At 49.8% G+C, this 11,999-nt stretch carries 12 protein-coding genes; 2 read left to right on the plus strand and 10 right to left on the minus strand.

The genetic code is table 11. The features are described 5' to 3' along the window. Positions 1 to 40: 40 nt before the first annotated feature. The 10 genes from ACXAD4_RS20470 to ACXAD4_RS20515 all read right to left on the minus strand — a co-directional run bounded on the left by ACXAD4_RS20470 (position 41) and on the right by ACXAD4_RS20515 (position 10,280). The gene (locus ACXAD4_RS20470; RefSeq protein ID WP_475243764.1) at positions 41 to 553 is read right to left on the minus strand and encodes a putative 4-hydroxy-4-methyl-2-oxoglutarate aldolase; all 513 of its coding nucleotides are present in this window, start codon (positions 551 to 553) and stop codon (positions 41 to 43) included. Further along, positions 550 to 1,833 carry an allantoate amidohydrolase gene (locus tag ACXAD4_RS20475; RefSeq protein WP_475243765.1) on the minus strand — a complete coding sequence of 428 codons (1,284 nt, stop codon included), beginning with the start codon at positions 1,831 to 1,833 and terminating at the stop codon, positions 550 to 552. The genes ACXAD4_RS20470 and ACXAD4_RS20475 overlap by 4 nt, the downstream gene beginning before the upstream one ends. An 8-nt stretch (positions 1,834 to 1,841) precedes the next feature. Continuing rightward, positions 1,842 to 3,080: a pyridoxal-phosphate-dependent aminotransferase family protein gene (locus ACXAD4_RS20480; protein WP_475243766.1), complete on the minus strand. Its 1,239-nt coding sequence runs from the start codon at positions 3,078 to 3,080 to the stop codon at positions 1,842 to 1,844. A 2-nt stretch (positions 3,081 to 3,082) separates the two neighbouring features. Next, positions 3,083 to 4,654 (minus strand): gamma-glutamyltransferase family protein, encoded by a 1,572-nt coding sequence (locus ACXAD4_RS20485; protein WP_475243767.1) that lies wholly within the window; start codon positions 4,652 to 4,654, stop codon positions 3,083 to 3,085. Then, the gene (locus tag ACXAD4_RS20490) at positions 4,651 to 5,880 is read right to left on the minus strand and encodes an amidase (protein WP_475243768.1); all 1,230 of its coding nucleotides are present in this window, start codon (positions 5,878 to 5,880) and stop codon (positions 4,651 to 4,653) included. The genes ACXAD4_RS20485 and ACXAD4_RS20490 overlap by 4 nt, the downstream gene beginning before the upstream one ends. 8 nt (positions 5,881 to 5,888) lie before the next feature. Beyond that, the gene (locus ACXAD4_RS20495; protein ID WP_475243769.1) at positions 5,889 to 6,617 is read right to left on the minus strand and encodes an amino acid ABC transporter ATP-binding protein; all 729 of its coding nucleotides are present in this window, start codon (positions 6,615 to 6,617) and stop codon (positions 5,889 to 5,891) included. Further along, positions 6,604 to 7,254: an amino acid ABC transporter permease gene (locus ACXAD4_RS20500; RefSeq protein WP_475243771.1), complete on the minus strand. Its 651-nt coding sequence runs from the start codon at positions 7,252 to 7,254 to the stop codon at positions 6,604 to 6,606. The genes ACXAD4_RS20495 and ACXAD4_RS20500 overlap by 14 nt, the downstream gene beginning before the upstream one ends. Continuing rightward, positions 7,254 to 7,934, minus strand: coding sequence for an amino acid ABC transporter permease (locus tag ACXAD4_RS20505; RefSeq protein WP_281027955.1), 681 nt, complete (start codon positions 7,932 to 7,934; stop codon positions 7,254 to 7,256). Before ACXAD4_RS20505 ends, ACXAD4_RS20500 begins: the two co-directional genes overlap by 1 nt. 9 nt (positions 7,935 to 7,943) lie before the next feature. Continuing rightward, positions 7,944 to 8,729: a transporter substrate-binding domain-containing protein gene (locus tag ACXAD4_RS20510; protein ID WP_475243773.1), complete on the minus strand. Its 786-nt coding sequence runs from the start codon at positions 8,727 to 8,729 to the stop codon at positions 7,944 to 7,946. A 93-nt stretch (positions 8,730 to 8,822) separates the two neighbouring features. Next, on the minus strand, positions 8,823 to 10,280 hold the full coding sequence (locus tag ACXAD4_RS20515) for an NCS1 family nucleobase:cation symporter-1 (protein WP_475243774.1): 1,458 nt from the start codon (positions 10,278 to 10,280) through the stop codon (positions 8,823 to 8,825). Positions 10,281 to 10,556: 276 nt separating this feature from the next. On the opposite strand from ACXAD4_RS20515, the gene ACXAD4_RS20520 reads away from it, so the two are divergent. Further along, positions 10,557 to 11,216, plus strand: coding sequence for a GntR family transcriptional regulator (locus tag ACXAD4_RS20520; RefSeq protein WP_475243775.1), 660 nt, complete (start codon positions 10,557 to 10,559; stop codon positions 11,214 to 11,216). A 26-nt stretch (positions 11,217 to 11,242) separates the two neighbouring features. Next, entirely contained in the window at positions 11,243 to 11,998 is a 756-nt protein-coding gene (locus tag ACXAD4_RS20525; protein ID WP_475243776.1) for an aspartate/glutamate racemase family protein, read from the plus strand. The last annotated feature ends 1 nt before the right edge of the window (position 11,999 follow it).

Genomic DNA, 11,999 nt, shown 5'->3' on the forward strand with positions numbered 1-11,999 from the left:
ATTCATTGCCGCTGGGTTTTCTTTTGCCTAGTCATTGAGCTTAGCTTACCAAAAGCCCTGGGCTATCAAAAAGCTCAGGGCTAACTAGCACCCCATTAAGGTCGGCATAGATATAGTGGCCCGGCTCCACTTCTGCCCCAGCCAGCAGCAAGGACACATTCAACTCACCTTTGCCGAGTTTGTCTGCTCGAAAAGGGCATGGCGCCAGCGCTTTAATCCCGATAGGCATTTGGGATAACTGGGCAATATCACGAGCCGCACCGTTAATCACAATACCTTCCCAGCCATTATCAATAGCCAGCTGGGCAAACTGATCACCAATCAAAGCCCTTGCCAACGAGCCACCACCATCGACCACCAGCACTTTCCCCTTGCCGTCCTGCTGCAATGTATCAATCAGCAGCTGGTTATCATGGAAGCAGCGCAGGGTGACGGCTTGGCCAAAAAAAATCGGCTTGGCGCCAAAGTGCTGAAAAGGAATGGGGACCAACGTGACATCGTCACCATATGCATCACAGAGATCAGGTAGTAGATCCATTAGCTCACTCATCATTGGTTCCCTCCCAGCGAACTCTCTTTATCTAAAGCCAGAGCAAGTACCGATTCACATAGCACTTCCAGACCAGCCGCAACATCATCAAGCAGTACCGCTTCGGCAGGGTGATGGCTGATCCCTTTATGGCAACGAACAAACACCATGCCTACCGGGCAGCAATGTGCCATTGCCATCGCGTCGTGGCCTGCGCCGCTTGGCAAGCTCAATGGACTTTTTCTGGTGACCTTTTCACAGGCTGCGGCAATAATCCCAGTAAGCTCGGGAGCACACTCAACGCTAGCTGCTCGGTGAATTTTCTGATAGCTCGCAACCAAGCCACGCCGTGCCACAATAGCATCGACCTGCTGGAAGATCGCACGCTCGGCCTTTGCAAGTTCAGCTTCATCTAGACTGCGGATATCCAAACTAAAACCCGCCTTGCCCGCAATCACATTCACCGCCCCAGGCGCTGCGGAAACCTGCCCCACCGTGGCAACGACATCTTTGACATTGTTCGCAACGGTTTCTATCGCCAGTATCATTTCAGCCGTACCCGCCAGCGCATCCTGACGTTGCGTCATTGGCACTGTGCCGGCATGACCTGCCATCCCTGTCACTTCAAAATGATACCTTTTGGCACCGGCAATACCGGTCACCGCGCCAACCGGTAAGTCTTTAGCTTCTAATACTGGTCCCTGCTCAATATGAAGCTCCAAATAAGCAGTCACAGGTTCTTTGGCACAACTGGCTTTTGCTGCTTCACGAGGCGCTAAACCAAACTCAACCATCGCCTCACTTAGGCTGACACCATTATCATCAACCAATTCTAGCCAATTGGGATCCCACTCACCGGCAACTGCCGATGAGCCAATCAATGTTTGTCCAAAGCGCGTCCCTTCCTCGTCACCGAAGGCCACAACATCGAGGTGAAAGGGTAAAGCCCTAGACTGTAGCTTCGCTGCAACCGAGATGCCTGCTAACACCCCCAACATGCCATCATATTTGCCTGCATTTCGGACTGTATCAATGTGGGAGCCGATAATAACTCTAGGGATCAATGAAGTGCCTCTAGCTTGACTATCTAAAGCTGGCAACCGCCCCCAGGCATTGCCCACAGCATCTGTCCAGGTCTGCATCCCCACATTGTGCATCCATTCATGAACTGCCTGATTGGTTTGTTGGTGTTGTTCTGTCAGATAGCAGCGGGTTAATTCAGTTGTTGATTCGCTCAGCATGGCAAGATGCTCAGCTTGGGCTAACACGGTTTCAGCCAACTGGCGGAAGCTTGTATCTGTCATCCGCCCCCCTACTTTTCAAATGCGGCATAACAGGCCATTGCTGCCTGCACACCCACACCGGTATTGATCGCGGTTTTGTGTTTGACCAAAACCGCCTCCAACGCTGCCAGTGTCGACAACACCGCTTCTTGGCGGGCGTTGTAACCCATGGTACCGATACGCCAAATTTTGCCATGTAATGGTCCAAATGATGTGCCGATTTCAATACCGAACAGGTTCAGCAACTCACCGCGAACCGCTTCGCCATCAAGCTGCTGTGGGATATAAACACCTACCACATTGTTCATCTTATATTTCTGGTTACCGAACAATTTCAGCCCCATTGCCTTCAAGCCAAGCGCCATCGCTCGTCCAGCTACTTCATGACGTGCAAGCACAGACTCTTCGCCTTCTTCTAGAAACAGGCGGGCACACTCTCGGGCAGCATAGAGCATCGTCGTCGCTTCGGTATGGTGGTTGAGCCGCTCTTCTCCCCAATAATCAAGGATCATAGGCAAATCAAAATAGTTTGAGCGGATCATTGGTTCGCTTCCCGCACAGTGCTGATCGGTGCGAAGACCCAGCTCGATATGGCGGCGCTTGCTGATCTCGCTGACAAAGCCATCGCTCAGCGTGATTGGGGCGCTACCTGACGGTCCGCCAAGGCATTTTTGCAAGCCGACAGAGACCGCATCCAAGTGCCATTCGTCTACCTTCAGCGCATTCCCCCCCACTGACGCGGTCGCATCACAGTAGTACAACACGCCATGCCGGCGGCATATCTCACCGATTTCAGCCAACGGCTGATTCATGGTGGTAGACGTATCCCCCTGCACTGTCGCCAAAAGCTTAGGCTGGAACGACTTTATTTCTTTTTCGACCAATTCCGGATCGCACACCTCGCCCCATTCCACATCGATAGTCCGGATCTCTGCGCCGACACGGTGGGCAATTTCACACAGCAAGTGGCCAAATCGGCCAATGACAGGGATCAGCACCTTGTCGCCCGGCTTCAGGGCAGACACCAATACCGCTTCGATCCCGGCACGCGCAGTCCCATCAATCAACAGCGTGGCTTCGTTGCTGGTATTAAAGACCCCGCGGTAAAGCTGCTGGACTTGCTGCATGTAACCGGTCATCACAGGATCATATTGGCCAATCAATTGATTAGACATCGCCTGCAAGACACGCGGATACGCATTGATAGGCCCAGGCCCCATTAATAAACGTTGTGGTGGGTTCAAGGTCTCGAAAATTGGGTTTGTCATCATTACTTCCTTATAAAAAACTGTCCGTCACTGCGTGGATCGGTGGCTGCTTCAATCTGGCCATCAGGCTGGCACACAATAGCGCCGGCATGGCCCATCAGCTCTGAGAGATCATCGACACAAGCAAGTTGGTGGCCTCTTCCGGCTAACTCGCCTGAGGCTTGTTGATAAAGTGATTGTTCTAGGCGCAGGTGGTGGTTGTCATCCCCCCATGTTCGCCCTAATAACCAGCGGGGCTTGGCAATAGACTCCGCTAAACTATCGCCCTGATAGTGGTATCGGCTAAACAGGCAGGCTTGGGTTTGAGGCTGGCCTTCCCCGCCCATGGTGCCGTAAACCATCCTGCTGCCATCGGAGAGTTCCGCATAGGCCGGGTTCAACGTATGGAAAGGCTTCTTTGATGCTGCCAGTGCATTATGGTGATTGGGATCGGTACTGAAAGACACACCGCGGTTGTTCCAGACAATACCGGTTTGCGGCAGCATCACACCCGAGCCAAACTCCCAGTACACACTCTGGATAAAACTTACCATGGTGCCATATTGATCAACCGCTCCCATCCAAACAGTATCACCGGGAACCGCTTGCTCAGGCCATGGTGCCGCCGTGTCGAGAGAGACATCCGCAGCTAGCTGGGCTATCTGGTCAGCCTGGAGGAAATCGGCCAGCGGCTGTGACAAACAATGAGGATCAGTCACCACACGGTTGCGGATCTGAAATGCTTTTTTTGTCGCCTCCACCAGTAAATGCATGTGGTCAACATCGGTGGTAGCCGTTTCAGCCAGCAAATCGTAAATGGCCAAAATCAATAACGAAGCAACGCCTTGGGTCGGCGCATCCATATTGTAAAGACGGCCTTTGGAGATATTCACAGACAAAGGAGCAACATACTCCGCCTTGTGTTGGTTAAAGTCGGCAAGAGACAACACACTGCCCGCAGCACTCAGGTCCTCAGCCATCGAATCGGCCAACTGACCATGGTAGAAATCATCCAATCCTGCACCAGCAAGGCGACGAAGGGTATTAGCCAGCGCTGGATTAGTCACTCTTTCCCCTGGCTCAAGGGGGCGGCCATTAGGCAAAAAAGTAGCCGCAAATGCGGTATTATCTTTATGGGATTCAAATGTTTTACGGCTCGCGGCAGCCAGGCTATCTGTCACTTCAATCCCAGACTCAGCACCTTCTATCGCTACTCGGAACAAATCAAGCAGTGACGTTCCCGAGTTGTCTATCGCCAACGCTTTTTGCCAACCAGAGACCGTTCCAGCCATGGTCAGCGCCGCACCCGCGCCTGAACTAGGCAAACCGGCTTGTTCAGCCTGTTGGCAATAAGCCGTATCAATACCTAGAGCACTGCGGCCACACGCATCAATCGTGATTGGCTCCTGCCCCGCTTTTGCGACCAACCAGAAACTGTCTCCACCCAAACCATTCATATGGGGGTAATAAACGGCCACTGCTGCTGCGGCAGCGACCATCGCCTCACAGGCTGTTCCACCCGCTTCTAGTACAGCTTGCCCGGCTTCAGCTGCTTTAAAATGGGGCGCAGTAAAGCTCACTCCTTGCTGACTCATACTCCCTCCCTAGCGTTTCTCTCGCTACCCAAACACGCCATCAGCCTTTTCCCTTGGTTGATCAGCGCCAAATCAGTTCCCGGCAAACCCAGCAATGACACCCCATAAGGCTTGCTATCCAGCTTTCCCAAAGGCAGGTGCAATTGAGGCAGGCCGCATAAACCTGCGATTGCAGTAAAGCCCAACAAGGTTTGCCGGTAAGTCGCCAAGCTTTCCGGGCTGGTATTTCGAAGAGGAGGCAAGCCCGGTGTCGTCGGGATCAACAACCAGCCCCCTAAGCCAACTAGCTCTTTTAACAAGCGCTGTTTAAACATGACAGCTTGTTCTAGCGCTTCACTGTATTGCTGATCGGTAATGGTAAACGCCATCTCGACCCGATCGGCAATGCTGTCGCCCAGTGTGTTTTTATGGGTCATCAGCCAATCACGGTGCTCATCAATGATGCTTCTGCCTTGGATCAACTTAAACCACTCAGCAAGCTGGCCGGTTGTCACGCCGCATTTTTCTAGAATGCTGGCATAACATTGATCGCGGTAACCTTCTTCGAGCTTACCCAATAACGGCTGGATCTCGTCTGCGACAGGCTGATCAACAAGATCAAACAAGCCGCGGTCTATCGCTATGCCAAATACCGTTTTTTCATCAATCTCATCCGGGCTTTCCAGCTCAGGTAACAAGGTGTGGGCGACTTTATCCAGCACAGAAATGTCACGAGCGAGTATCCCTGCGGTGTCAAAACAGGTCGCTAGAGCAAAGGCATGATCCAATGACAACGCGCCGTGGGTCGGGCGCAACCCGAATAATCCGCAGTAACTTGCTGGTACCCTGATAGAGCCACCGGTGTCAGTCCCCAGGGCAAAATGGGCATCTCCTTGGGCAACAGCAACCGCCGAGCCACTGGATGAGCCTCCCGGCAAACACTGTGGGGCTACTGGATTAACAGGGGTGCCATAATGGGTATTTTGGCCATTGAGGCTGTAGGCCAGTTCATCGGTCTGTACCCTTCCGACACATTTCGCCCCGCTAGCCAACAAGCTCAAAATCAGCGGCGATGTTTGCTTGGAAGGTTGATGGGTTGCCAGCCAAGCTGGGTTTCCCGCCCCGGTGATATACCCTTCAACATCAAACAAGTCTTTGAAAACAAACTCGTAGCCCTGCAACACCCCATGGGAAGCAAGCGGTGGTAAAACACTTGGTCCTTGGCTGCAATAAACGCTTTGATCCATCACGCCTCCTACAACACTGACGATAAGAACTGCTGCAGTTCAGGCGTTTGAGGGTTGGCAAATACTGCTTCACTCTCGCCGGTTTCCCATACCTTGCCCTGGTGCATAAACACCACCCTGTCACCGACATCTCGGGCGAAATTCATCTCGTGGGTCACAAGAACCAAGGTCATGCCATCCTTGGCCAGATCTTCGAGTACCTTGAGCACTTCACCGACTAACTCAGGGTCGAGCGCAGAGGTGATTTCATCGCAAAGCAATACACTCGGTGCCATGGCCAGCGAGCGGGCAATCGCCACCCGCTGCTGCTGGCCACCAGACATACTGGTCGGGTACTGGTCAAACTTCTCAACCATGCCGACCTTCTCCAGCATCGCCATGGCTAACTCACGGCACTCTTCAGGGCTTTTACCTAATACCAACTTGGGTGCCAGCATCACGTTCTCGCCTGCCGTCATGTGCGGAAACAGGTTGAACCCCTGGAAGATCATGCCAACTTTGCGGCTTAGCTGACGTAGTTGGTATTCGTCGTCAGTCACTGCCTGGTTGGCAACAACAATCGCCCCTTCCTGATAATTCTCAAGACCATTGATACAACGCAGCAGCGTGCTCTTGCCTGAGCCCGATTTACCGATGATGGATACCACTTCACCGGCCTTTACCTTGAGATCTACGCCTTTAAGGACATGGTTCTCACCATAGAATTTATGTACTTGATCGATACTAACCAGCGACATTGAGCTTCCTTTCTAAATATTTGCTGTAACGGGTAAGTGGGTAACAAATCGCGAAGTAGAACAGAGCCACTAGGGCAAACACTTTAAATGGCTCGAAAGTCGCGTTGTTAAGCATGGTTCCTGCTTTGGTGAGCTCGACAAACCCGATAATCGAAGCCAACGCTGTGTTTTTAACAACCTGAACCGAAAAGCCGACTGTCGGTGCGGTCGCAACACGAATAGATTGCGGCACAATCACATAGCGCATGGTTTGGAAGTAATTCAGCCCCAATGTACGGCTTGCCTCCCATTGCCCCTTAGGCAGGGAGTCGATACAGCCACGCCATATTTCACAAAGATAGGCACTGGTAAATAAGGTCAGCGCCAGACTGGCAGCAGTCCATGCACCTAAATCAATACCCAACAATGACAGGCCAAAGAAAGCCAAGAACAGCTGCATAAGAAGAGGCGTACCCTGGAACACCTCGGTATAAACCCGAACCAAGCCCACCAGCAGGACATTTTTGGTCATGCGTAACATCAGCATGATCCCTGCGACAATGCCGCCGCCGATGAAAGCAATAATAGAGAGCAGTACGGTCCATCTTGCGGCAAGCGCCAGATTGCGGAAGATATCCCAGTCAGTAAATTCAACCATTAAGCTACCCTCCCCATCACATGGGTCTTGAATAACTTGTTGCTGATTTGCACCAGCGTCCAGCGCATCACCAATGCCAGCCCTAGATAAATTGCCGCCGTCACCAAATAAGATTCAAAGCTCAAAAAGTTACGTGACTGAATAAAGTTGGCGGTAAAAGTAAGCTCTTCGACCGAAATCTGTGACAGCACTGAGGAGCCCAGCATCACGATGATGCACTGGCTAATCAAAGCCGGTGAGATGCGATGGAAAGCTTGCGGCAAAATCACCCGGACAAACACCTGTACAGGTTTTAGGCCAAGGGTTTTCGCCGCTTCCCACTGCCCTTTTGGAATCGCCTCAATACCAGCCCGCAGGATCTCGGTACTGTAGGCGCCAAGGTTAACCACCATGGCAATCATCCCGGCTTCCCAGGCGGAAAGTTTCATCCCGATAGCCGGTAGGCCGAAAAAGATAAAAAAGAGCTGAACAATAAAGGGAGTGTTACGCACCACTTCGACGTAAGCGCCGACAACACGTTTAAGCATCCCTGCGGGGCGGATGCGAACTGCCGCCCCGAGGATACCCACACCGACACCCAGCACCGTGGTGACAATGGCTAACTGCACGGTCAGCCAGATCCCCTGGATCAAATCACCGTAATATGGCGAAAGCCCTGAAAAATCGAGTTGGTAATCCATTGCCACCTCTTATGATGCTAGGTCAGTTGGCAATGGCGCTTTCAGCCAGTTCACAGACATATCATTGAGCTTGCCTTTGGTATGAGCTTGTTTGATTAGGCCGTTAACTTCGCTCAGCAAGGCTTCTTGGCCTTTGCGAACGCCGATAAAACATGGCGAGTTCTTGATAGCAAACTTGGTTTCCGGATGGCGCTTAGGGAACTTGGTGGCAATTTCACTGGCAATCACATTGCCGGTTGCAATCAAATCAACTTGACCCGAAACATAAGCCGAAATAGTGGTGTTGTTATCTTCAAATCGGCGGATAGTGACATCTTTTCCAGCCAAATTACTCAACTCAATATCTTCTACCGAGCCACGTGTCACCCCGACTACCTGGCCTGACAAACCTTCTACCGAACTGACTTCAACCCCTTCCTTACCGAACACGCCAAGGAAGAACGGCGCATAGGCTTCACTAAAATCAATTGCCCGCTGGCGTTCGGCATTTTTTCCAAGGCTAGAGATAATCAAATCCACTTTGCGGGTTTGCAGGTAAGGCACCCGGTTAGCACTGGTCACCGGCACCAACTCCAATCGAACCCCCATCGACTTGGCAATGTATTCAGCCATATCAATATCGTAGCCTTGCAAGCTCATATCACGGCTAACAAAACCAAAAGGAGGAAAATCCTGCGGTACGGCGACTTTCAGCACGCCGCTTTTCTTTATATCTTCGAGTTGTGTTGCACTGGCAATAATAGAAGTAAAACACAATAACAGGCTGACAAAGCCAACTAACGCTTTTTTGAACATAGCTATTTCCTTTTTACGTTCATTGATACTTAACTTTCCATTCCAGCCAACAGGTTATTTCTGGAATAATTATTAGATATTGTTTTTCTATTATTACGCTTCATTCATGCTTACATGATTGCGCTTTTTTACATTCAACTGCCACTCGTAGCTCATCAAGAACCAATAGCTCACAGCACCTAAAATACCGCCAATAAAGAGTGAGAAATTAGCCAACTCAACCACAACAAACGAAGAGAATAGTGCTGCTACTGTTGATGGAATTAACGCATAAACCGCTTGTTTATTTACCCCGCCCTGATACCAATAACGGCTAGTTTTGTCTTCGGTATATAAAGCAGAGATATCAATTTCTTGTTTTCTTATTTTGAAGTAATCAATAATAATAATGCCGTATAGTGGGCCAATAACTGCTGCTAGAACATCTACGGTATAATGAATAACTTCTGGGTTATTGAATAAATTCCAAGGTGTAATTAATACTGAGCCGATCGCTGCAATAAAACCACCCGTTTTGAAGCTGATCTTTTGTGGTGAAACATTAGAGAAATCAAAGGCCGGGGCAACAAAGTTAGCCACGATATTGATACCAATCGTTGCCAGAATAAAGGTAAAGGCACCAAGAATAATCACCAAGCCATTATCTAGACGGTGAACGGTTTCAATCGGGTCTGTAATGATTTCACCAAATACCGGCATAGACGCGGCGACAATAATGACACTGAATAGCGAGAACAGAACAAAGTTAATCGGCAGACCAAGGAAGTTACCAAACTTCAGTGCTTTATAAGAACTGCAGTAACGAGAGAAATCACTGAAGTTCAAGGTAGGGCCTGCAAAGTAACCTGCAACTAGTGCTGTTGCTACTGCCATTTGGGTAAATGCGTCCCAACCCGTAAGTGATGACTCACTTAAGTTGAAGTCTATGTTCTGCCAGCCTGCCTTGTAGACCATCCAAACGGTCAACAATGTCATTGCCAGATAAATAGCTGGGCCAGACCAGTCAATCAGTTTACGGATTGCACCCATACCGAACATAAAGACCATCGCCTGAGTGATCCACATAAAGACAAAGCCAAACCAACCCAATGGTGATAAACCTAAAAATGAACCTTCGGTATAACGTCCATATTCCGGTGCAAAATAAAGGATGAGAACAATAAAGGCACTTGAAGCGAGGAAGGTTTGAATACCATACCAAACGACAGCGATTAACCCACGTATTACTGCTGGAATATTCGCCCCCAGCACGCCAAATGACATTCGGCAAACAACCGGGAATGGAACACCTGCTTTTTGTCCCGGCTTACCCATTAAATTGGCAAAATACTGGACTATCGAAATACCTAAAATTAAACAAACGAAAACTTGCCAACTGGCTAAGCCTAATGCAAATAAACTGGCTGCAAATACATAGCCGCCAACAGAGTGAACATCTGACATCCAAAAAGCAAAAATACTGTACCAACCCCATTTCTGCTCTTTCTCAGGTGCCAGATCATCATTAATTAATCTGGGACTGACTGTTACACCTTTAATTTCCTTATCCATAATAATCTTCCTCTCACAATCGTATACAATCGATGTATACAATCATCATGCCAACTTTGCGAATCGTTTAAAACAAAGGTTAAAAGGGCTATATGCAGCAAAAATAAGGTATTAGTTGCATCAACATGATGCAGGTCCGCCCCTTATTAGCGCGCTAAAACATCCGTATCGCATTTTCTTATTTGTTTATTTGCTTTTATTGTGAGAATTAAATTAAGCTAATTGTATACACTTCAACGTTATATTGTATTTAATGGGTTTTATGGACTGATAACCATGATTCAATACGATGCTATTTATCTCAAAATACGTGATGCGATAGTTGCCCAGCAATTAGAGCCAGGCGTTCGCTTGCCGGAAGATAAACTGGCCGAACGGTTCAAGGTCAGCCGAACAGCAATCCGCAAAGTACTGCAGCAGTTAGCAATAGAAAACTTCATTACTATCCAGCCCAACAAAGGAGCAGAAGTCAGGACACCGTCAGCGACTGAGGCGCAAGAAGTTTTTGAAAGTCGTATTTTGATCGAGACTGGCTTGATCCCAACGATTGCCAACCATTGGCAGGCACACCATGCAGAGGCTTTGAGAAAGGTTATTGAGCAAGAGGACAAAGCCAAGGGCAACAATGATTTTGCCGCCGCTATCAAATATACCGCCTTGTTCCACATTGAATTGGCCAAAGTCGCGAATAACGACACCCTAACCCAGTTTGTCGAACAGTTGGCCTTTCGATCCTCATTGATCATTGCCGTATTCGGCACAAAACACAGTGTCGGCTGTGATTGCGGCAGCCATATAGAATTAATAGCACTGCTAGACAAGGGCGAAGTGCAGGCCGCCACGATATGGATGAAGCACCACCTAGAAGTGATACAAGATAGCCTTCAATTCGACAGTGACAATAAGCCTGTCGATTTCGATGCCCTTTTTCATTAGATCCACTATTTATTAGGAGCCCACGGATGCGGATCCAGCTTATCAACCCCAATACCTGCCAGGGTATGACAGATAAAATCGCCCTATGTGCAGAGCATATTGCCCTGCCAACAACCCAAGTTAACGCCTGCTCCCCACAGCATGGCCCCGAGACAATTGAATGTGCCCGCGATGAAGTATTGGCTTCAGCCGGGTTACTGGATGTGCTCAAAGAGTGCGAGCAAGAGCCAAGCAAGCCAGATGCCTATATTGTTGCATGCTTTGGCGATCCTGCCCTAGATGCTGCCAAAGAGCTCACCGAGGCACCGGTGCTTGGTATTGCTCAGGCTGCTTTTCATGCTGCCAGCCTTGTCTCCCATCGATTTTCAGTGGTCACAACCCTTGCACGTACTATTCCAACGGCTGAGCACTTATTACAACGCTATGGCCTAACGGAGCGTTGTTGTGCCATCCGAGCTATCGAGTTGCCTGTTATGGCATTGGAGCAAACCGACAATGCAACCTTCCAGCAACTCTTAGCCGCTTGCCGGGAGACCCTGCATTATGACGGTGCGGAAGCCATCGTACTCGGTTGTGCGGGTATGTCCGACCTTGTATCAGACTTGCAGAGTGAACTGGGTGTGCCGGTTATCGATGGTGTAACTGCAGCCGTCAGCCTGGCAGAATCCCTCCATCGGCTATCCTTATCAACATCAAAGGTTGCAACCTATGCCCCGCCACCTGCCAAACCTTTCACAGGTCGCTACCAGCATTGGTCGGCAGTTGCAGGCAAGGAGGACTAAC

This window comes from Photobacterium sp. AWH4_225 (assembly GCF_056158405.1).

What these genes read in the sequence shown, in the direction of transcription:
- ACXAD4_RS20470 (WP_475243764.1), bottom strand. Translation starts at nt 553, where the DNA reads ATGATGAGTGAGCTAATGGATCTACTACCTGATCTCTGTGATGCATAT.
- ACXAD4_RS20475 (WP_475243765.1), bottom strand. Translation starts at nt 1,833, where the DNA reads ATGACAGATACAAGCTTCCGCCAGTTGGCTGAAACCGTGTTAGCCCAA.
- ACXAD4_RS20480 (WP_475243766.1), bottom strand. Translation starts at nt 3,080, where the DNA reads ATGACAAACCCAATTTTCGAGACCTTGAACCCACCACAACGTTTATTA.
- ACXAD4_RS20485 (WP_475243767.1), bottom strand. Translation starts at nt 4,654, where the DNA reads ATGAGTCAGCAAGGAGTGAGCTTTACTGCGCCCCATTTTAAAGCAGCT.
- ACXAD4_RS20490 (WP_475243768.1), bottom strand. Translation starts at nt 5,880, where the DNA reads ATGGATCAAAGCGTTTATTGCAGCCAAGGACCAAGTGTTTTACCACCG.
- ACXAD4_RS20495 (WP_475243769.1), bottom strand. Translation starts at nt 6,617, where the DNA reads ATGTCGCTGGTTAGTATCGATCAAGTACATAAATTCTATGGTGAGAAC.
- ACXAD4_RS20500 (WP_475243771.1), bottom strand. Translation starts at nt 7,254, where the DNA reads ATGGTTGAATTTACTGACTGGGATATCTTCCGCAATCTGGCGCTTGCC.
- ACXAD4_RS20505 (WP_281027955.1), bottom strand. Translation starts at nt 7,934, where the DNA reads ATGGATTACCAACTCGATTTTTCAGGGCTTTCGCCATATTACGGTGAT.
- ACXAD4_RS20510 (WP_475243773.1), bottom strand. Translation starts at nt 8,729, where the DNA reads ATGTTCAAAAAAGCGTTAGTTGGCTTTGTCAGCCTGTTATTGTGTTTT.
- ACXAD4_RS20515 (WP_475243774.1), bottom strand. Translation starts at nt 10,280, where the DNA reads ATGGATAAGGAAATTAAAGGTGTAACAGTCAGTCCCAGATTAATTAAT.
- ACXAD4_RS20520 (WP_475243775.1), top strand. Translation starts at nt 10,557, where the DNA reads ATGATTCAATACGATGCTATTTATCTCAAAATACGTGATGCGATAGTT.
- ACXAD4_RS20525 (WP_475243776.1), top strand. Translation starts at nt 11,243, where the DNA reads ATGCGGATCCAGCTTATCAACCCCAATACCTGCCAGGGTATGACAGAT.